This window comes from Melaminivora jejuensis (assembly GCF_017811175.1).
Taxonomy (GTDB): domain Bacteria; phylum Pseudomonadota; class Gammaproteobacteria; order Burkholderiales; family Burkholderiaceae_C; genus Melaminivora; species Melaminivora jejuensis.
Genome location: NZ_JACWIJ010000002.1, coordinates 267,104 through 286,834 on the forward strand (window position 1 = coordinate 267,104; position 19,731 = coordinate 286,834).

The 19,731-nt window shown below is 69.2% G+C and carries 20 protein-coding genes and 1 riboswitch; of the genes, 6 read left to right on the forward strand and 14 right to left on the reverse strand.

The window, feature by feature from the left end:
- Window positions 1-45: 45 nt before the first annotated feature.
- Entirely contained in the window at window positions 46-1,692 is a 1,647-nt protein-coding gene (locus IDM45_RS01510; protein WP_209423953.1) for an acyl-CoA synthetase, read from the forward strand.
- A 95-nt stretch (window positions 1,693-1,787) separates the two neighbouring features.
- On the opposite strand, the gene IDM45_RS01515 is transcribed toward IDM45_RS01510, so the two are convergent.
- From IDM45_RS01515 to IDM45_RS01525, 3 genes are all read right to left on the reverse strand, one after another.
- On the reverse strand, window positions 1,788-2,843 hold the full coding sequence (locus tag IDM45_RS01515; protein WP_209421335.1) for an Ldh family oxidoreductase: 1,056 nt from the start codon (window positions 2,841-2,843) through the stop codon (window positions 1,788-1,790).
- 110 nt (window positions 2,844-2,953) lie between these two features.
- Entirely contained in the window at window positions 2,954-3,973 is a 1,020-nt protein-coding gene (locus tag IDM45_RS01520) for an inositol monophosphatase family protein (RefSeq protein WP_209421336.1), read from the reverse strand.
- Window positions 3,974-4,106: 133 nt separating this feature from the next.
- A complete protein-coding gene (locus tag IDM45_RS01525; RefSeq protein WP_209421337.1) occupies window positions 4,107-5,780 on the reverse strand; it encodes a YsnF/AvaK domain-containing protein in 1,674 nt (557 codons plus the stop codon).
- A 260-nt stretch (window positions 5,781-6,040) separates the two neighbouring features.
- Here IDM45_RS01525 and IDM45_RS01530 point away from each other — a divergent pair, with 260 nt between their 5' ends.
- Both IDM45_RS01530 and cysE read left to right on the forward strand, forming a co-directional pair.
- Window positions 6,041-6,853 (forward strand): RNA methyltransferase, encoded by an 813-nt coding sequence (locus IDM45_RS01530; RefSeq protein WP_209421338.1) that lies wholly within the window; start codon window positions 6,041-6,043, stop codon window positions 6,851-6,853.
- Between the two features lie 46 nt (window positions 6,854-6,899).
- On the forward strand, window positions 6,900-7,703 hold the full coding sequence (cysE, locus tag IDM45_RS01535) for a serine O-acetyltransferase (protein ID WP_209421339.1): 804 nt from the start codon (window positions 6,900-6,902) through the stop codon (window positions 7,701-7,703).
- A gap of 48 nt (window positions 7,704-7,751) precedes the next feature.
- Here cysE and IDM45_RS01540 read toward each other — a convergent pair whose 3' ends face one another.
- Genes IDM45_RS01540 through yjgA form a run of 4 tightly spaced genes read right to left on the reverse strand, consistent with a single transcriptional unit; the run spans window position 7,752 to window position 9,827 of the window.
- The gene (locus tag IDM45_RS01540) at window positions 7,752-7,997 is read right to left on the reverse strand and encodes a toxin-antitoxin system HicB family antitoxin (protein ID WP_209421340.1); all 246 of its coding nucleotides are present in this window, start codon (window positions 7,995-7,997) and stop codon (window positions 7,752-7,754) included.
- On the reverse strand, window positions 7,994-8,425 hold the full coding sequence (locus IDM45_RS01545) for a putative toxin-antitoxin system toxin component, PIN family (protein ID WP_209421341.1): 432 nt from the start codon (window positions 8,423-8,425) through the stop codon (window positions 7,994-7,996). Before IDM45_RS01545 ends, IDM45_RS01540 begins: the two co-directional genes overlap by 4 nt.
- Window positions 8,426-8,468: 43 nt before the next feature.
- The gene (gene mog, locus IDM45_RS01550) at window positions 8,469-9,119 is read right to left on the reverse strand and encodes a molybdopterin adenylyltransferase (protein WP_209421342.1); all 651 of its coding nucleotides are present in this window, start codon (window positions 9,117-9,119) and stop codon (window positions 8,469-8,471) included.
- Window positions 9,120-9,164: 45 nt separating this feature from the next.
- Window positions 9,165-9,827, reverse strand: a complete 663-nt coding sequence (yjgA, locus tag IDM45_RS01555) for a ribosome biogenesis factor YjgA (protein ID WP_209421343.1) — start codon at window positions 9,825-9,827, stop codon at window positions 9,165-9,167.
- 108 nt (window positions 9,828-9,935) lie between these two features.
- Between yjgA and pmbA the strand changes: the two genes are divergently transcribed.
- Window positions 9,936-11,381, forward strand: coding sequence for a metalloprotease PmbA (gene pmbA / locus IDM45_RS01560; protein WP_209421344.1), 1,446 nt, complete (start codon window positions 9,936-9,938; stop codon window positions 11,379-11,381).
- Between the two features lie 75 nt (window positions 11,382-11,456).
- A complete protein-coding gene (locus IDM45_RS17880; protein ID WP_267912098.1) occupies window positions 11,457-11,591 on the forward strand; it encodes a hypothetical protein in 135 nt (44 codons plus the stop codon).
- A 237-nt stretch (window positions 11,592-11,828) separates the two neighbouring features.
- On the opposite strand, the gene IDM45_RS01565 is transcribed toward IDM45_RS17880, so the two are convergent.
- From IDM45_RS01565 to thiO, 5 genes are all read right to left on the reverse strand, one after another.
- Window positions 11,829-12,773, reverse strand: a complete 945-nt coding sequence (locus IDM45_RS01565; RefSeq protein WP_209421345.1) for a helix-turn-helix transcriptional regulator — start codon at window positions 12,771-12,773, stop codon at window positions 11,829-11,831.
- Between the two features lie 234 nt (window positions 12,774-13,007).
- Window positions 13,008-13,937, reverse strand: coding sequence for a thiamine phosphate synthase (gene thiE / locus IDM45_RS01570; RefSeq protein ID WP_209421346.1), 930 nt, complete (start codon window positions 13,935-13,937; stop codon window positions 13,008-13,010).
- Window positions 13,934-14,761 (reverse strand): thiazole synthase, encoded by an 828-nt coding sequence (locus IDM45_RS01575; protein ID WP_209421347.1) that lies wholly within the window; start codon window positions 14,759-14,761, stop codon window positions 13,934-13,936. Before IDM45_RS01575 ends, thiE begins: the two co-directional genes overlap by 4 nt.
- A 21-nt stretch (window positions 14,762-14,782) precedes the next feature.
- A complete protein-coding gene (gene thiS, locus IDM45_RS01580; protein WP_209421348.1) occupies window positions 14,783-14,980 on the reverse strand; it encodes a sulfur carrier protein ThiS in 198 nt (65 codons plus the stop codon).
- Complete coding sequence (thiO, locus tag IDM45_RS01585) at window positions 14,977-16,110, reverse strand: glycine oxidase ThiO (RefSeq protein ID WP_209421349.1); 1,134 nt, start codon at window positions 16,108-16,110, stop codon at window positions 14,977-14,979. The genes thiS and thiO overlap by 4 nt, the downstream gene beginning before the upstream one ends.
- A 264-nt stretch (window positions 16,111-16,374) precedes the next feature.
- Here thiO and thiD point away from each other — a divergent pair, with 264 nt between their 5' ends.
- Window positions 16,375-17,274, forward strand: a complete 900-nt coding sequence (thiD, locus tag IDM45_RS01590; RefSeq protein WP_209421350.1) for a bifunctional hydroxymethylpyrimidine kinase/phosphomethylpyrimidine kinase — start codon at window positions 16,375-16,377, stop codon at window positions 17,272-17,274.
- A gap of 18 nt (window positions 17,275-17,292) precedes the next feature.
- Here the strand turns inward: thiD and IDM45_RS01595 are convergent, their stop codons facing one another.
- Together IDM45_RS01595 and IDM45_RS01600 are read right to left on the reverse strand one after the other, a co-directional pair.
- Entirely contained in the window at window positions 17,293-17,811 is a 519-nt protein-coding gene (locus IDM45_RS01595; RefSeq protein WP_232654374.1) for an SH3 domain-containing protein, read from the reverse strand.
- A 214-nt stretch (window positions 17,812-18,025) separates the two neighbouring features.
- On the reverse strand, window positions 18,026-19,354 hold the full coding sequence (locus IDM45_RS01600) for a purine-cytosine permease family protein (RefSeq protein ID WP_209421351.1): 1,329 nt from the start codon (window positions 19,352-19,354) through the stop codon (window positions 18,026-18,028).
- 89 nt (window positions 19,355-19,443) lie between these two features.
- A riboswitch (TPP riboswitch) is annotated at window positions 19,444-19,552 on the reverse strand.
- Window positions 19,553-19,731: the final 179 nt, after the last annotated feature.

Sequence of the window (19,731 nt, forward strand, 5' to 3'; positions counted from 1 at the left end):
GACAAACGCCAGTTCACCTGTTTGCCAACTCTCTCATTCATGCCCATGACCAGCATCTTCGACCAACATCTGCCGCGTACCGAAGCCAACTTCGCCCCGCTCACGCCGCTGTCCTTCATTGAACGCACCGCCGAGGTCTATCCCGAGCGCCTGGCCATCGTGCATGGCCAGCTGCGCCAGAACTGGGGCCAGACCTACGCCCGCTGCCGCCGCCTGGCCAGCAGCCTGCGCGCTGCTGGCATCGGCAAGAACGACACCGTGGCGGTGATGTTGCCCAACACCCCGCCCATGGTCGAGGCGCACTTTGGCGTGCCCATGGCTGGCGCCGTGCTCAACACGCTCAACACCCGGCTCGACCCGGAGACCGTGGCCTTCATGCTGGATCACGGCGAGGCCCGCGCCGTCATCGTCGATCCGGAATTCACCCCGGTCATGGCGCGCGCCCTGGCGCTGAGGAAGAGCGCGACGCCGCTGCTGGTCATTGAGGTCGAGGATGCGCTGTACGGCCCCGCCGCGCAAAGCCTGGGTGGCACGCGCTACGAGGATTTCATCGCTGCAGGCGATCCGCACTTCGCCTGGGAGCTGCCCGGCGATGAATGGGACGCCATCGCGCTGAACTACACCAGCGGCACCACCGGCAACCCCAAGGGCGTGGTCTATCACCACCGGGGCGCGCACATCAACGCCGTGAGCAACGTGCTGGAGTGGGACATGCCCAAGCACGCCGTCTATCTGTGGACGCTGCCCATGTTCCACTGCAACGGCTGGTGCTTTCCGTGGACGGTGGCAGCGCGCGCCGGTGTCAACGTCTGCCTGCGCCGCGTCGAGGCCCAGGCCATCATCGGGGCCATCAAGGAGCATGGCGTGACGCACTATTGCGGCGCGCCCATCGTCCACAGCCTGCTGGTCAATGCGCCGGCGGCGATGAAGGAAGGCCTGCCCGCCGGCGTCAAGGCCATGGTCGCCGGCGCCGCGCCACCGGCGGCCATGATCGAGGGCATGGAGCAGCTGGGCATCGACCTGACGCATGTCTATGGGCTGACCGAGGTCTATGGCCCGGCCACGGTCTGTGCCAAACACGACAGCTGGGAGCGGCTCGACATCGGCGAGCGCGCCCGGCTCAACGCCCGCCAGGGCGTGCGCTACCACCTGCAGCGCAGCGCGGCGGTGCTCGATCCCGAGACCATGCAGCCCGTGCCGCACGACGGCGAGACCATGGGCGAGATCATGTTTCGCGGCAACATCGCCATGAAGGGCTACCTGAAGAACCCCAAGGCCACTGCAGAAGCCTTTGCCGGCGGCTGGTTCCACTCGGGCGATCTGGCGGTGCAGTACCCGGACGGCTACATCCGAATCCGCGATCGCAGCAAGGACATCATCATCTCCGGCGGCGAGAACATTTCCTCCATCGAGGTCGAGGACGTGCTGTACCGCCACCCGGCCGTGCTGGCCGCCGCCGTGGTGGCGCGCCCCGACCCGAAATGGGGCGAGACGCCCTGCGCCTTCGTCGAGCTGAAAGCCGGCGCCGAAGTGAGCGCCGAGGACATCGTGGCGCACTGCAAGCAGCACCTGGCCGGTTTCAAGGTGCCGCGCGCCATCGTCTTTGGCGAACTGCCCAAGACCAGCACCGGCAAGATCCAGAAGTTCGAGCTGCGCCGCCAGGCGGGCTCGGCGTCTGCCATCGATGGCTGAAATGGCTGAATGAGTGGCTGGTTGCTGTTGCTATTGTTTAAATAGCTGTCAACGCTTGATGGATAAGGGTTTCAGGCAGATTTTGCTTGATTTTTCTAGTTGTCCGCATGGCCTGCCAGGCGCTGCAGCTCCCGCCACGCATCGCGCGCCAGCGGCACGCCATGTGCCAGCGAATCGGCCCGTTGGTGCTGGCGCTGCTGGCCTGGGCGGCGCGTCTGGCCGGCGTCGGCCATGGCCTGCACCAGAGCGCTGCAGCGCTGGGCAAAGGCCTGGCCCGAGGTCTTGCCCGGGTCGATGGCGATGATCAGCTCCCCGGTGCGCGGCGTCTGCGCGCCGGGATGGCCGCTCCAGTCGAAGCCGAAGGAGAAGTTGCCGCCGGTGAGCGCCGCCGCCAGCAGCTCGACCATCATCGACAGGGCCGAGCCCTTGTGCCCGCCCGCCGCGCCGCCAAAGGGCAGCAGCGCGCCGCCGTCCAGCACGGCGCGCGCATCGCGCGTGGGCTGGCCCCCGGCATCGACGCCGCAATGCTCGGGCAGCAACCGGCCCGCGCGGGCGGCGAGCTGCACGTCGCCGTGCGCCATGCTGCTGGTGGCCAGATCGAACACCAGCGGCGGGCCATCGGCACACGGCGCAGCAAAGGCGATGGGGTTGGTGCCAAACAGCGCCTGCTGCCCGCCGTGCGGCACCACGCAGGCCATGCTGTTGACCAGGGCCAGCGCCACCAGGCCTTGCTCGGCCAGCGGCTCGACATCCGGCCATAGCGCGGCAAAGTGGTGCGAGTCGCGAATCGCCAGCAGGGCGATGCCGTTGGCGCGGGCCTTGGCGATCAGCAGCTCGCGCGCGGCGGCATAGGCCGGCTGGGCAAAGCCATTGCGCGCATCGACGGCAATGGCGCCCGGCGCCAGATCCTGCACCTGCGGCACGGCCCGGCCATCGACCCAGCCGCTGGCCAGCGTGCTCAGGTAGCCGGGGATGCGGAACACCCCGTGGCTGTGCGCGCCATCGCGCTCGGCTGCCGCGCAGTTGTCGGCCAGCACGGCGGCGACCTCGGCGCTGGTGCCGTGGCGCTCGAAGATGCGCGCCAGCGTGGCGCGCAGCTGCTCGAACGGGATGCGCTCGGTTGGGGGCATGGGGGCGGTGGTGTCAGGCATGGGGCGAAGGATGTGCTACTTAAAATATAGCTGTCAGCGCTTGCCCATCAAGGGCTGGAGCCGTTTTTGACTGATATTTTCTGGGGCATCCCGCCGTCCAGCCCGGGGCTTCAGAAGGGGGCGCTGTCCGCGCCGGGCTTGCCGGCTGCCGGCTGCTCGGCTGCTGGGGTGGGCGCGTCGCCGCTGTCCTCGGCGGTTGGGTCTGCAGCTGGCCCTTCGCTGACTTCCCCGGCCCCCTCGGTTTCCCCGGCTTTCTCGTCTTTCTCGCTGGCCGGGGCGGTGTCGCCTATGGCCTGGCGGATGGCCGCCTTGTCGCCGGCGCCGGCAAACTTGCTGTACTTGCCCAGCAGTTGCACCAGTTGGCCATAGATGCGCGGGCTGGCGGCCAGGCACTCGGCCTGCTCCAGGAAATCCGCCTCGCCCGTGAAGTTGCCGACCAGGCCGCCAGCTTCGGTCACCAGCAGGCTGCCGGCGGCCACGTCCCAGATGGACAGGCCGGACTCGAAGAAGCCATCGGTGAAGCCCGCTGCCACATAGGCCAGATCGAGCGCCGCCGCACCCGGGCGGCGCACGCCGGCGGTGCGCGGCATGACCTCGGCCATCATGAGTTGGTAGGCCTGGAAGTTGTCGCCCGGACGGAACGGAAAGCCCGTGGCCAGCAGGCAGTCGGCCAGCCGGATGCGCTTGGACACGCGCAGGCGCCGGTCGTTCATGTAGGCGCCGCGCCCGCGCGTGGCGGTGAACAGGTCGTTGCGCGTCGGGTCATAGACCACGGCGTGCTCGATGCGGCCCTTGACGGCCAGGGCGATGCTCACGCAATACACCGGAAAGCCGTGGATGAAGTTGGTCGTGCCGTCCAGCGGATCGATGATCCAGATGAAGTCCGAGTTCTGGTTGCCATGCTGTCGCCCCGATTCTTCGGCCAGGATGCCGTGGCCCCGGTAGGCGGTGAGCAGCGTCTCGATGATGACTTGCTCGCTGGCCTGATCGACTTCGGTCACGAAGTCGTTGATCTGCTTTTGCGAGATGCGCACGGCTTCGACATCGAGCGCGGCGCGGTTGATGATGGCGCCGGCGGCGCGGGCGGCCTTGATGGCCACGTTGAGCATGGGGTGCAGGTTGGACGACATGGGCTGGCAGGGACAAGGAGCGGCAACGACGGCGCGCCCGGCGATGCGGGCGCGAAAGGTGCGGATTCTAGGGCCTGCCCGCCTTCGGGGCCGGGGGCGGGGTCAAGCGTGGCTCGACCCCCAGTCACCCGCGTCACAGGCCGACCTGATCCCAGCCGTAGCGCACGGCAGGTTCGGCGCGGCTCCAGTTGCCCTGCGGGTAGCGCTTGACATAGTCGCGCTGCAGGTCGGCCTGGGCGGCAGTCCAGTCGCGCTGGGCGTAGGCCGGGTCGCGCCGGATGCTGGAGCCGTACTGGTAGGCCGGCTCGAAGTCCTCGTAGCGGCCCTGCTGCACCAGGTGCTGGTCGTAGTGGCTGCGCCACTTGGCCGAAACCACCGGATCGACCTGGCGCGTGCCGCCCTGCTTGTCCACCTCGACCACGTTGGAGCGCACGGTGTCCTTGATCTGCTCGGTCTTGGCGGTCTGCTCGGCGCCGACCACCACCTCCTCGACCACGCGGGCGGTCTTTTGCACCACGGCCTGCTCGGTGCTTTCGTGGACTTCGACCGAGGCGCCCTTTTGCATGGCGTTCAGGTCGGCAGCCGAGGCTGGGCGGTTCACCGGGCGGCGCTCGACGGTGGCGCGCTGCGTGGTCAGCTCGACCTGTTCGGTCACGGGCTTTTCCACCACGCGCGAGACCACGCGCACAGTGCCCAGATCGACGTCGCGCTTGCCCACGGCCAGCGACTCCTGCACCACCGGGATGACGCGCTTGCGCTCGCGCTGGACTTCGTCGGTGGTGTAGGCGGCGGCAGCGGGCTGGTAGCCCTGGTAGCCCTCGCGGCGCCACTGCTCGGCGCGGCTCTTGATGTCGATGGCGCCAGCGCCGGCCAGCGCCTGGCGCGCAGCGTCGATGCGGCCCTCCTCGGCGGTCACGGAGACGGCGGTGGCGCCGCGGCGCACGGCCTCGGCGTAGTTGCCGGCGTCGTCGGCGCCGAACAGGTCATGGAAGAACTGGCTCACGCCGGCCATGAAGCCGCTGTCGGCCTGGCGCGTGGGCAGGCGCTCGGAGGTGCCGGCGCCGGAGTGGGCGTCCACGCGGATGCTGCTCTCGGCAAAGCCGGCGGCGCGCAGCGCGTCGTGGGCGCGCTCGGCCTGCTGCAGGGTGTCGAAAATGCCAATGATGGTCTGTGCCATGGGAATGCTCCTTCTGCTGGGGTGGGAAATGGATGGATGGGTTGGTGGATGGGCGACCCGGGGGGCGGGCCAATAAGGGGCCTGGCCTACCGGGGGTGCGGCGCCCGTGATCGGGCCTGGGGCGATGTCTGGCGGCGCGTCCTGTGCAGGCTGGGGCTGCCATTGGCCGGTGGCCGGATCGAGGCGCTCGATGACCACGCGCTCGCGCAGCAGCGTCACGCTCTCCTGGCGCTCGTGCGACTCGCGCACGGCGGCGATGCGCAGCTCCTCGCGCAGGTACAGCTGCTTGACCATGACCCAGCGCTCTTCATAGATCGGCACGACCCAGACTTCGCCCTCACCCTCGCTCTCAAGGCGCGGGGGCTGCACGCGCTCGGCAGGCTGGTCGATGGCGATGCGCTCGATGTGGGCGCGCTGCGTCCAGCCGGGCAGCCGCACCGTCTCGACGCGGCTGTCCAGCTCCTTGCGCACACGCACGGCGCCGGTGTCGTGGCGCTCGGTGCGGATGTCGAGCTGCTCCTCCAGCATGGGTACGACCTGCGTCTGGCCCGGCTGCAGCACCTGGGCCTGGGCTGCGGCGGCAGCCTTTGAAGACGGGTGGGGCGGGTGGGTGGAGCGGTCAGGATTCATGCGGCGAAGGGCAGGGGGATGAGGTGCTGGCGAGGACTGGCTTTCAGTCTGGGATGCCGTCGATGGGTGGTATGTCGTCGCCCGGGCTTGTCCGGGGTAGGCCCAGGCCCACGCGCAGGCGGTGGCCGATTTACCGCCGCTGTCCGCCTGCGCCGCAGCCCGCGTCGGACAGGGCGGGGCGCGGTGCCGGCCAGAGCTGCGCCGGGCAGGTGCGCGACAATCCAGCCCTTTTCCCTGCGGCGCGTGCCGCTGCGTACACCGTGAATACCCGCTTCGTCCTGATCCACACCAGCCATGCCGGCAACGTGGGCGCCACCGCCCGCGCCATGAAAACCATGGGCTTCGACGATCTGGTGCTGGTCGCCCCGCGCTGGGCCAACGTGCTGCGGCGCGAGGAAACCATCCAGCGCGCCAGCGGAGCGCTGGACGTGCTGGCCAGGGCGCGCATCGTCGCCACGCTGGACGAGGCGCTCGATGGCATGGCCCACCTGTGCGCCACGGCCATGACGCCGCGCGACTTCGGCCCGCCCACGCGGGCGCCGCGCCAGCATTTCGAGATGCTATTGAAAGGCGAGCTGTCAGCGCTTGCTGGTCAAGGGTTTGAGCCTGATTTGATGCCTGAAACTGGGGCTGCAGCCAGGCCAGGGCGGCAGATGGCGGGCGGCATCGCCTTCCTGTTCGGCAGCGAGCGCTTCGGCATGGCCAACGAGGATGTCTATCGCTGCCACGTGGCGTTGTCCATTCCCACCCATCCCCGGTTCGGCTCGCTCAACCTGGGTGCGGCGGTGCAGCTCATCGCCTACGAGTGGCGCCAGGCACTGGGCGGCTTTGCCGTGCCCGCCGGCGCCGCGCCGGGCCAGGCGGCCGACGCGGCGCAACTGGCCGGAATGCTGGCGCACTGGCAGCAGGCGCTCACCGCCATCGGCTTTCTCGACCCGGCGGCGCCCAAGAAACTCATGCCGCGCCTCAATCAACTGTTCAACCGCGCCCAGCCCACGCAGGAGGAAATCCACATCCTGCGCGGCATTGCCAAGGCCATGCTGCAGGCGTCGGCGTCCAGGCCGCTAGACTGACCCGCCCGACCCCTGGCCCCCGCGCCCGCATCCGTCCCACCCACCCATGCTCTCTCGCCTGCGCTCCGACATCCAGTGCATCCTCGACCGCGATCCGGCGGCGCGCAGCCGCTGGGAGGTCGTCACCTGCTACCCCGGCCTGCACGCCATCTGGCTGCACCAGCCCGCGCACTGGTGCTGGACGCATGGCCTGCGCTGGGCCGGGCGCTTCATCTCGCACGTCTCGCGCTGGCTCACGGGCATCGAAATCCACCCCGGCGCGCAGATTGGCCGCCAGGTCTTCATCGACCACGGCATGGGCGTGGTGATCGGCGAGACGGCGGTGGTGGGCGACGGCTGCACCATCTACCACGGCGTGACGCTGGGTGGCACCTCGCTGTACAAGGGCGCCAAGCGCCATCCGACGCTGGGGCGCGACGTGGTGGTGGCGGCGGGGGCCAAGGTGCTGGGCGGCTTCGAGGTGGGCGACGGCGCCAAGATCGGCAGCAACGCGGTGGTCATCAAGCCGGTGCCGGCGGGGGCCACGGCGGTGGGCATTCCGGCACGCATCATCCCCAGCAAGCAGGGCCAGAGCGCCGACGTGACCGACGCGCAGGACAGCGGCGAGCGCGGGGCGGCGGCGGCCAAGTTCAGCGCCTACGGCGTGGCGCCGCAGCAGGAAGACCCCTTGATGCAGGCCATGCGCGGCCTGATCGACTCGGCCAGCACGCAGGAGCACCAGATCGCCCTGCTGTGGCGCGCCATCGAGAAACTCTCCGCCGGCCAGCAGGTCGGCGACTGCGTGCCCCAGGACGCCGCCACGCGCGAGCAGTTCGAGGCCGGACGACTCAACGACATCATCGGCAAGTGATGGCTGGCTGTGATGGCTGGCAATCCATGGCCAATGCTGTGCAGCTGCTCAGGCAGGCGTGCGGCCATCAGGGCCGGCTGCTTCGACATCCGGAACCGTCGCCAATGCAGCGTCAAAACTGCTGCGGCTGCCGCGTGCAGCGCGTTGTTCCAGATATTCCAGTGCTGCCAGGGATGCCAGCTTTTCTGCCAGGGCTGTGCTGATGAGTTGATCGAGCGAAATGCCCTCCTGTTGTGCGAACAGACGGGCGTTCTTGTGCAGTGAGTGCGGCAGGCGAATGCTGAGTGTGCTCATGGCTGAACCTCTGGCAGCTGTTGCAGGAAGCGGGCTGGATCCGTCACTTTGATGGCAAATCGGCGTGCTGGTACGAAATCACGCACATTCCACGTCACGATACAGGTGCAGCGGCCATTGACCGCAGCTTCCAGAACCATGTCGTCCTTGGCATCCGGCAATTGCGGGCGCCACAGAAAATGCACGGGCTGCAGCTGGGCCGTGACGCATAGATAGTCCAATACATCATGCACTGCAGCAGCGGTTATGGGCACCATGTCCGGGCGCAGCAGGACGTCTTCATACTCCATGAGCAGGGGGACGGTCAGCACATGCTCAAAGTGTCCTCGACCTGCCTGAGACAGCAACTTGAACGACCAACCACGGCGCGAGCGCAGCGCTGCAACCAGCACGTTGGTATCGATGATGATGCGGGGAAACTGCTGCATGGCACTGCCCGCCCTCTGAGCCCAGCCCGAGGTTGCTGCCCCATCAGTCCTGCGGGCGCACGTGCCGCAGCGCCGCCTTGGGCCGAAAGGCCGCGCAGACGCTGGCGCGCGTCTCCAGGTACGGCCCGCCGATCAGGTCGATGCAGTAGGGCACGGCGGCGAAGATGCCGGGCACGAGCTGCGCGCCATCGGCGTCCTTGAGGCCTTCCAGCGTCTCGGCGATGGACTTGGGCTGGCCGGGCAGGTTGAGGATCAGCGCCTGGCCCCGGATGACCGCCGTCTGGCGCGACAGGATGGCCGTGGGCACGAAGCGCAGGCTGATCTGGCGCATCTGCTCGCCAAAGCCGGGCATCTCGCGGTCGGCCACGGCCAGGGTGGCTTCGGGCGTGACGTCGCGCGGTGCCGGGCCGGTGCCGCCGGTGGTCAGCACCAGGCTGCAGTGCTGCCGGTCAACCAGCTCGATCAGCGCGGCGGCGATGGCCTCAGGCTCGTCGGGGATCAGCCGCGCCTCGAAGTGAATGGGGTTGTGCAGCGCGCGCGCCAGCCAGTCCTGCAGCGCCGGCAGGCCCTTGTCCTCGTAGGCGCCGCTGCTGGCGCGGTCGCTGACCGAGACGATGCCGATGCGCACGGCCTCGGGCGCGGGCAGGGCGCCGTCCTGGCTGGAGGTGGGGAGGGCAGTGTCGGCAGTGGTCATGGCGTTCAGGGCGTTCAGGGCGTTCAGGGGCTGTGACGAGGGGGCTCAGGCGTCGCGTGAGCGCTGCTCCTCGACGGCGTACTCGGCAGCTTCGCTCATGTGCTGGCGGATCAGCTGGTACAGATCGCGGTAGGCGCGGCTCTTGCGCGGTGCCAGGCCCTGCGCCTCGGCAGCGGCGATGCTGTCCTGCGCCGGCGCGTCCTTGCGCGCCTGGCGGATCAGCGCGCGGATCTGCTGCGTGTCGGTGCGCGGAAACTGCGTCAGCCACCGGGCCAGTGCCTCATCGTCGGCAATCAGCGTGTCACGCCAGTGCTCGGCCTGGTGCAGCAGCAGCTTTTCTGCCGCGCTGCCGGTGCGCTGCTCCTCCAGCGCGGCGCGGATGGCCGCCACCTGCTCGTCATCGAGCTGGCGCATGAGCTTGCCGACGTATTGCATCTGCCGGCGACGGCCCTCGAAGTTGCTGATGCGCGCGGCTTCGGCCAGGGCGTCCTGCAGCACGCCCGGCAGCTCCAGGCGCGCGAACAGGTCGGCGCGCAGCGTCATGAGTTCGGCCCCCAAATCCTGCAGCGCGTCGCTTTCGCGCTTCATCTCGGTCTTGGTGGCGCCGGTCGTGCCTTTGAGCTCGGCTTTGAGCTGCAAGTCCAACTCGCTGCCTTCGGCAACGAACTGGCCTCGCACGAAGTAGCCTTTTTTGGGTTTGCGTGACATGGGCGGCGGCGCTGGCGTGAAAAAACAAAAAAACCGCGCCAGCGCTGCTGTACGGGCAAGGCCGGCCTGCAGCGCCAGCACGGGGCGGCAAGTATCATAGCCGCCGCTATGACCCAAGCCCGTCCAGGCGCCAAGCGCGCCGCCTCCACCGCCCGCTCTCCATCCTCCTCCTCTTCCACTTGTGCAGCGCCGCAAGACGGCTTTGCCTACAGCCGCGAGTTCTTTGCCGATCTGGTCGATCACGCCCTGGCGCACGCCAGGAAACTCGGCGCCACGGACGCCGGCGCCGACGCCTCCGAGGGCTGCGGCCTGTCGGTGAGCGTGCGCAAGGGCGAGCTGGAGACGGTGGAGCGCAACCGCGACAAGTCGCTGGGCGTGACGGTCTATGTCGGCCAGCGCCGGGGCAACGCCAGCACCTCGGACTTCTCGCCCGCTGCCGTGGAGCGCACCGTGCAGGCGGCCTACGACATCGCCCGCTTCACCTCCGAAGACCCGGCCGCCGGCCTGCCCGATGCCGCCGACGTGGCGCCGCAGGAATCGCACCGCGACCTGGAGCTGTTCCACCCCTGGGCCATCGACAGCGAGCAGGCCGCGCAGCTGGCGCTGCAGTGCGAGGCGGCAGCGCTGGGCACGCACCGGCGCATCACCAACAGCGAGGGCGCGGGCGTATCGGCGCAGCAGTCGCATTTCTTCAGCGCGCACACGCGTGGCTTTCGCGGCGGCTACGCCAGCTCGCGCCACAGCATTTCGGTGGCGCCGATCGCCAGCCTGCCCGGGCGGGGCGGCGAGATGCAGCGCGACTCCTGGTACAGCTCCATGCGCGACGCGCGCGAGCTGGCTGCACCCGAGGTGGTGGGCCGCTACGCCGCGGAGCGTGCGCTGTCGCGCCTGGGCAGCAGGAAGATCAGCACGCGCGAATGCCCGGTGCTGTTCGAGTCGCCCCTGGCCGCCGGGCTGCTGGGCGGCTTCGTGCAGGCCGTCAGCGGCGGCGCGCTGTATCGCAAGAGCACGTTCTTGCTCGATTCGCTGGGCCAGCAGGTCTTTCCCGAGCACATCAGCGTGGCGGAAGACCCTTTCATCGTCGGCGGCAAGGGCAGCTCGCCCTTTGACAACGAGGGCGTGCGCGTGGCGCCGCGCCAGGTGGTCGAGGACGGGCGGGTGCAGGGCTACTTCCTGTCCACCTACTCGGCGCGCAAGCTGGGTATGAAGACCACGGGCAATGCCGGCGGCTCGCACAACCTGCAGCTCACCTCGCGCCTGACGCGCCCGGATGACGACCTGCGCGCCATGCTGCAAAAGCTGGGCACGGGCCTGTTCGTCATTGAACTGATGGGCCAGGGCGTGAACTATGTGACCGGCGACTACTCGCGCGGCGCCAGCGGTTTCTGGGTGGAAAACGGCGAGATCGCCTACCCGGTCGATGAAATCACCATCGCCGGCAACCTGCGCGACATGCTGCTGGGCATAGCAGCCGTGGGGGCCGATGCCTACACCTATGGCGCCAAGACGGTGGGTTCGGTGCTGGTCAACCGCATGAAGGTGGCAGGGAGCTGATCCTGGCAGGGGTTTGAGGTCAAAACCGGCTCAAACCCTTACCTGGCAAGCGCTGACAGCTATCAATTTTGTTAATTGAACATGACCGCCGCGCACGACGCCTCCTACAAGCTGCTGTTTTCCGCCCCCGAGTTGGTGCGCGACCTGATCCTGGGCTTCGTGCCCGACGAGTGGCTGCACAGCCTGGACTACTCAACAACGTCCGAATAACCTGGCAATTTCCTGCTGACAGCGGGCGGTCAAAGCCTGGACAGGCCCGGCCCGCTCCACCCTGAGTGGCTCATGCCCGCACGCAGGGCATTCAGTGGGCAATTCGCCGCCGTGCAATGCATCGCTGAGAGGCTGGAGGGTGCGACTCCAGCGGCAAGAGGGGCAGGAGCAGTGCAGGGGCGGGGGGCGGATGGGCATGGCAGCAGTCTCCGAGGATGGCAGTTGGTCAGGGGCAGATCATGCTTTCCACATCTCCAACGCCTCCCGCAGCCCGCGCAGCAGCTCCTCATGCCACTCCACCGGGCGCACGATGCGCACGTGGGGCAGCCAGTAGCGCACCACGGGCAGGAGCTGGTTGATGTGGTTGATGCGGCTGCTGACCAGCAGCGAGCCGTCGCCTTGCGGGCGGTGCTGCTGCTGCGGCAGTTGGGCGCGGCGGCTGAAGTAGTGCGCCATCTCGGGCGACACGCGCAGCAGCACTTCGGTGGTGCTGGTGGTGAACCACACGTCGTCCTGCGCGTCGATGTAGGCCTGGTGCTCGGCCTTGCGCGCGAAGCTGCGGGCGCCGTCCACCTGCAGGCCCTGGATCAGCGCGACGCTGAAGTTCTTCAGCTTGCCGCCTTCCTCCGCCGCCAGATACCACACGCCGTTGCGGTGCAGCAGCCGGTAGGGCTGGGCCTGGCGCGGCTTGCCCTTGTAGTCGAAGCGGCATTCGTGCGTGAGTTCGATGGCCTGCTGGAGCTGGTTGAAGTTGTGCCCGCCCTCGGCCCCGGCAGCGCGCAGATCTTCCTGCGCCGTGGCCAGCACCTGGGTGCTGCGCTGCGCCTCGGGGGTTTCGAGCTGTTCCAGCAGGTAGCGCAGGCTGGCGTCGGGGAACAGGTGCTGCGTGCCCGTCAGCCGGGCGTAGTGGTGCAGGTGCTGCGCCGGGATGGTGCTGCGCGCGGCGTGGGTGAGCTGCCAGCGTCTGCCTTCGCCGCGCTCGGCAATGCCGTGCAGGCGCTCGGCCAGGTCGCGCTCGATGGTGCGCACGTCCACCTGGAAGTCCTGCGCCAGCCGGTGCTTGTCGATGGTGTCGCCCTGGTGCAGCAGCGCCAGGATGTGCGACAGGCGCTGGGCCAGCTTTTCGCCTTTGGCGGGGCTGTCCGAGGGCGGGCGTGCAGGGGTGGCTGGCGAGCGTTTCATGGCAGGTGGCTGCAAGGCGTTGATCGGCACTGTAGCGACCGGGTACGACAGGTTGTGTCGTGAGAACGGCAGGCGTTGGCTTTTTGCGCGTTACCCGGTGTAAGCGATCGTATCCACAATGCCGGTGCAGTCTCATCCCACCATGATTTTGAATGAAAACTGCCTTAAACCCTTGCAGGGCAAGCGGTGACAGCTATCAAAAATAAAGTCCCTCCAGCTCTGGGCGCTGTGTCGTCAGGCGTGTGCGGCGCGCATGGCTTGCAGCAGCCGCGCCGCTGCCGCTTCCGGCTCGGGTGCAGCGACCAGGGCGCGCACCACGGCGATCGAGCCTACGCCAGTGGCCAGCACGGCGGGGAACTGCCCCTCGTCTATGCCGCCGATGGCCACCTGCGGATAGCCGCGCATGAGGCGCGCATAGGCGGCAAGGCGCGCCAGGCCCTGCGGGGCCGTGGCCATCTTCTTCAGCGTGGTCGGGAAGACTGCCCCCATGGCGATGTAGCTGGGCCGGGCGCGGGCGGCGCGCAGCATCTCGGCGTAGCCGTGCGTGCTGACGCCCAGGCGCGCGCCGGAGGCGCGCAGGGCGTTCAGGTCGGTTGCCGGCAGTGCGTCCAGGTCTTCCTGGCCCAGGTGGACGCCATAGGCGCCGGCCTCCAGCGCTGCGCGCCAGTGGTCGTTGATGAACAGCAGCGCCTGCGTGCCCTGCACGGCGGTGACGGCGGCGCGCACTTCGCGTTCCACTGCCGCGCGGTCATCGCTCTTGAAGCGCAGTTGCACCGTGGGCACGCCGGCGCGCGCCATGCGGCCCACCCACTGGGCGTCGGGCAGCACGGCGTACAGGCCCAGGGCCGGCGGACACTCGGCAAAGGCCGGGCCGCTGGTGCGGCTGGCCAGGCCAAAATCCTGTGGCGCATCCGGCCAGTGCGCGGCATCGAACGGGCCGGTGCGCTGTGTCTGCGCGGCCCAGGCGCGGGCGATAGCCTCGGCATCGTGGGCGATGAAGCCCAGCGCGCTGGCGGCCAGCAGCGCGGCGCGGTAGGCCGGCTCGTCGCTGGTTGGTGCGGGCGGTGGTTCGGGCGCAAAGCCGGTGAAGGTGGCGGCGTGGGTGGCCAGGATGCGCTGCGCCAGCGCGCCAGCATCGCCGCTGTCGGGGAGTTGGGCGCTCATGTCGCGTGGTGCCAGAACGGCGTGCCCAGCACCGGCGTGCTGGCCTGGGCGCTGGCCTGCGGCTGCATGGCACCGGCCAGGCGGGCGGCGCGGCCAGCGGCCACGGCATCGGCAAAGGCGCCGGCCATGAGAACGGGGTCGCTGGCCTGGGCTACAGCGGTGTTCAACAGCACACCATCGAAGCCCCATTCCATGACCTGGCAGGCGTGCGAGGGCAGGCCCAGGCCGGCATCGACCAAGAGCGGCACGTCCAGCCGCTCGCGCAGCAGCTGCAGGGCGTAGGGATTCATCGGGCCGCGCCCGGTGCCAATCGGCGCCGCCCAGGGCATGACGGCCTGACAGCCCACGTCCACCAGGCGCTGGCAGACCAGCAGGTCGTCGGTGCTGTAGGGCAGGACGTGAAAGCCCTCGCGGATCAGCTCCTCGGCCGCCTGCACCAGGCCGAAGATGTCGGGCTGCAGCGTGTAGTCGTCGCCGATGACCTCCAGCTTGATCCACGGCGTGCCGAAGACCTCGCGCGCCATGTGGGCGGTGGTGATGGCTTCCTCGGCGCTGTAGCAGCCGGCGGTGTTGGGCAGGACGGGCACGCCCAGGCGCTTGAGCAGCTCCCAGAACGCCTCGCCGCCGCTGCCCGGCTGCGCCCCCTGGCGGCGCAGCGAGGCCGTGAGCATGGCGGGCCGGGCGCGCTGCACGGCAGCTTCGAGCACGGCGGGCGAGGGGTAGCGCGCCGTGCCCAGCAGCAGGCGGCTTTCGAAAGCCTGGCCGTAGAGCACCAGGGCGTCGGCCTCGGCGGACAGGGTGGCAATGTCTTGTGGTTCGGTCATGGAAGGGTGTGTGCCTTGGCTTTAGCCGCCGGTCACCGGCGCGATGATTTCCACCTGGTCGCCGTCGGCCAGGGGCTGCTCGGCGTAGCGGGTGTTGGGGATGAACTGCATGTTCACGGCCACGGCAAAGGGCGGGCGCGGCGCCAGGTGGGCCACGGCGTCGGCCACGGTGGCGCCGGCGGGCAGTTCGGTCGGGGTCTGGTTGATCAGGATGTTCATGGGTGGAGGTCGGCCAGCTGCACGCGCAGCTCGAAGCGCTGCGCCAGCGGCGATTGTCCGGTGTGCAGCAGCTCCAGCACTGCGTCGAGCAGGGCCGGGGCGATCATGAAGCCGTGGCGGTACAGGCCGTTGACCTCCAGCACGCGCGGCTCCCGCACGCGGATGGCCGGCAGGTTGTCGGGCAGGGTGGGGCGCAACTGCGTGGCCAGCTCCAGGATGCGCGCCTCGGCAAAGCCGGGGTGCACGGCGTAGGCGGCGGACAGCAGCTCCAGCGTCGAGCGCACGCTGGCGGGCGAGAGGTCGTCGGATTCGATCTCGGTGGCACCGATGACGAACACGCCATCCTGCTTGGGCGCGATGTAGATGGGGTAGCGCGGGTGTACCAGCCGCGTCGGGCGCTGCAATTGCACATCCGGCGCGTGCAGGCGCACGACCTCGCCGCGCACGCCGCGCAGCTCGCGCCAGTGCGCGCGCGCGCCCAGGCCCCGGCAGTCCAGCAGCAAGTCGGGCTGGCCGGCCTCGCCGGGGCGGAAATCCTGCACGTTGCGCGCGCTGTGCCAATGCACGGCCACGCCTAGCTCCTGCATGGTGGCGGCCAGGGCCGTGAGTAGCTGGCGGTTGTCCAGCTGGCCCTCGCCCGGCAGGTACAGGCCCTGGTGGAAGCGCCCGGCCACGGCTGGCTCCAGCGCGGCCAGGCGCGCGCTGTCCAGCGGCTGCATGGCCGGCAGATCGGCCACGGCGCCCTGTGTGCGCGCCAGGGTCTGCTGCAGCCGGGCGGCGTCGCCCGCGTCCTGGCGGTGCCACAGGATCAGTGTGCCATCTTGCTGAAAGAACACCGGCTTGGCCAGTTGCGCCAGCAGCCCGGGCCAGCGCGCCAGGCCATGCTGGCCCATGCGCACCACGCCCGGCTCGGTGATGGCCGACTCGGCCAGCGGCGCCAGCATGGCGGCAGCCACGCGAGCCGCGCTGCCCTCGGCATCCGGGCCGCCGATGCCGTGCATGGTGACGTGGTGGCCGGCGTGCGCCAGCTGCACGGCCAGCAGCCGCCCCATCAGGCCGGCGCCCAGGATGGTGACGGCCCTGGGGGTATCGAGCGAAGGAAGAAAATGGAAAGGAGTGAGGGTGTGCATCGCAGTCCTTCGGCCCCAGCGGGCCAATGGAACAAAACGGGCGGTGCCGCACCTGCCGAAAACTCCCCACGCCAGCATGACCTGGATCGGGTTGGAGGGTATTTCTCAGCCGTGGCCTGCGCATCTGCGCGGCGGTGGCACCCCTGTTTCGTTCGAAGCGCGGATTACAGCACAGCGCTTGCAACCTTGATGTTGATGTGGCGCAGGGCGCTGCAGGCCTCGAAGCGGCAAGTGGCAGGCCGGCGCTGGCCGATAATTTTTGCCATGATCCACCAGACTGCCACCCCTGCCCCTGCGGGCGCTGCCCATCCGGCCCCTGCGCCTGTCCTCCGGCGCTACGCGCGCGTGCTGACCATTGCCGGCTCGGACTCGGGCGGCGGTGCCGGCATCCAGGCCGACCTCAAGACCTTTGCCGCCCTGGGCTGCTACGGCATGACCGCCATCACCGCCATCACCGCGCAGAACACCCAGGGCGTGCGCGCCATCCACGGCGTGCCGCCCGAGATGCTGCGCGCGCAGATCGACGCCGTGGTCGAGGACATCGGCGCCGACGCCGTCAAGATCGGCATGTTGCACTCGCCCGAGGTGGTGCGCGTGGTGGCCGAGGCCATCACCCGGCATGGCCTGAAGAACGTGGTGCTCGATCCGGTCATGGTGGCTACCAGCGGCGACCGCCTGATCGCAGAAGAGACGGTGGCCGTGCTGGTGCGCGAGCTGTTCCCGCTGGCCAGCGTGGTCACGCCCAATCTGGACGAAGCCGGCTGGCTGCTGGATCGGCGCATCGACAGCGAGGCACAGCTGGCCGGCGCGGCCGATGCCCTGCTGGCCCTGGGTGCGCCGGCGGTGCTGCTCAAGGGCGGGCACCTGCCGGGCGATGCGGTGGTCGATCTGCTGGCGCTGCCGGGCGGCGCGCGCGAGCGTCTGGCCGCCGCGCGCATCGCCACGCACAACGGACACGGCACGGGCTGCACGCTGTCATCGGCCATTGCCGCGCAGTTGGCGCTGGGGCAGGAGCTGGCGCAGGCCGTGCGCTTGGCGCGGCGCTACATCCTGGCGGCCATCGCCGCCGGTGCCGACGTGCGCACCGGGCATGGCCAGGGGCCGCTGAACCACGGCTTTGCGCCGCTGGCGCAGCGCGTTATCGAGGGCGGCGCTGCGGGCTGAGCGTTTGCCAGCCCCAGGTCACCAGCCCCAGGTCAGCCGCTTGGCCACCCAGCCGGTCTGGCCGCCCTCGCGCTGCACGCGCGCCCAGGTGCCCTGGTTGCCCAGGGTGCGCACGATCTCGTGCTGCTCCAGCTTGCCGACGACGCGGTAGCTGGTGCCGGGTTTCTCGCGCAGATTGGCGTTGCGCGCCGTGACCACGCGGTGCGGCGTCTTAGCGGTCAACGGGGCGAAGACCCAGCCCAGCGTGGCTTCGTAGTCGCCCACCTTGAGCCATTTGCCGCTGCGGCCCTGCACTTTCAGCGGGTAGCCGTTGGCCAGCTCCCAGTGCGTGTCCGAGCTGGTCGTGGGCTTGGCGCGCACGTTGACCACCTTGCCCTTGATGCTGACGAATTCGGCGGCCTGCACGGCCATGGGTGCCATCAGCGGCGCGGCCAATGCCAGCGTGGCGGCAGCGGCGGTCAGCAGGCGGGCAGTGCGCGAGGCGCGGCTGGCGGGGACGGTGGAGACAAGGCGGGACAGGGGCGAGGACAGGGACAAGGACACGGGGCAGGACTCCTTTCTTGAGCTTTCTGGATTTGTCTGACTGTCACAGACAGGGGCCAAGTGTGACAGCCCCGGTGGACGCCCGCCGTGCCGTGGAAGTTCCTGCCGAAACTCCCACTCCGTCCACAGACCTGCAAAATGCTCCTGAAGAAGTAGCTGTGATCGCTTGCTGGTATTGGGTTTCAGGCAATTTTGACTATGAAAACCATCAGCCCAGCGCCGGCGCTACAGTCGCCCGGCTGCGCGTAGCCCACGACAGCAGCAGGCACAGCAGCAGCGTCGGCAGGGCTGCCCCCAGGCCCGGCAGTAGCTTCGGCGCCAGGTGATAGAAGGCGATGCCGGCCAGCCACAGCGCTACCGACGGCCAGTGGACGGCGGGTGCCCCGTCCAGCCGCACGCGCGCTGCCACGCCGCCGCCCAACCGCCCCAGCACCACGCCGAACAGCGGCACGAAGACCGAGCTGAGCGTCAGCAAAAACGGCTCCAGGCTGTGCATGGGCAGCACCAGCGCCAGCACCGTACACAGCGCGGCGATGGCGATGCCGAAGCGGCGGATGCTCCAGCGCGGCAACAGACTGTGCGCCGAGACGGCGCCCGAATAGGCATCGCCATAGGCGTTGTCCACCTCGTCGATCAGGATCAGCGACAGCGCAATCAGCCCGCCCTGGGCCAGCAGCAGCGCCGTCACCAGGTCTGCGCTGGGCAGCACCAGCGCCACCAGCACGCCCAGGCTGTAGCACCAGACATTGGCCAGCAGATAGCCGGCCCAGGTGCCGGTGAGCGCAGTGCGCCCGCTCCTGCCGTGGCGCGCGTAGTCGGCCACCAGCGGCAGCCACGACACCGGCATGGCGATCACCAGGTCGAGCGCGCCCATGACGCCCAGGCCGCCCGCGCCGGGCCGGCTCCACAGCGCCGCCAGACCCTGGGCCTGCGCCAGCGCAAGGAATTGCCAGGACAGCCAGACCAGCGACAGCACCACCAACGGCAGCGCCACGCGCGCGATGATGCGCCGCACCAGTTGCACCATGGAGCCGCTGATGAGGGCCACCACCACGCCGCCCCACAAGAGCGTCGCCGCAAGCAGCCAGCCGCTGCCGGCAAAAGCCCCCGCGCCGCCCGACTGGCGTGCAATCGCCAGGGTCGAATCGCGCATGACCACCAGCTCGAAGGTGCCCCAGCCGACCAGCTGCACGATGTTGAGCACGATGGGCAGGCTGGCAAAGCGCCGGCCATACACCGCGTGCATCAGCCCGGCGCTGGACAGGCCGCTGTCGCAGCCCAGCTTGGCCACCCAGCCCAGCAGGCCCGCGCCCAGCAGCGAGCCGCCCACGATGGCCAGCAGCGCCTCGCGCGGCGACAGCGCCGGCATCAGGTAGGCGCCGACTTGCATGACCAGCAGGCCCACGCCCAGGCTGAACCACAGCGAGGCATGGTCGTGCCAGGAAAACACGCGATCGCTGGCAGCGACCGGCGACAGCGCCTGGTTGATGGGGCTGCTGCCCGTACCAACGGGAGGCGAGGTGGTTGGACTGCTCATGGCTTGCGCTCCTTGGATGGCCGTTGCGCGCGGGACGCAGGCCTTGGCGCATCGCCGCCGCGAGGCAGCAAGGCTGCGCCGGCGTGGCGAATGTCTGGAGCGTGCTTCCCTGCGCGAGGATGATCTCAATCAGGTTCAAAGGGACTGTCTCAGCCCGTGCTGCCAGTGACCGGCAGCCGGGCACCCCCAGCGATGCAGCGCGCCAGGGCGCGCTGCGGGCGGATTCTAGGTCAGGCAAGCCACGTCAGGAGATGCACTCCGAAAGAGTCCAGGCAAGGCAAGAGGAGGACTGCGTCCTGGCAAGGTTCCTTCTTGCGAAATGGAATTCGAGAAACCGGTCGCCGGTGAATGGCAGTGCGATCTGTGACAGATGCTGG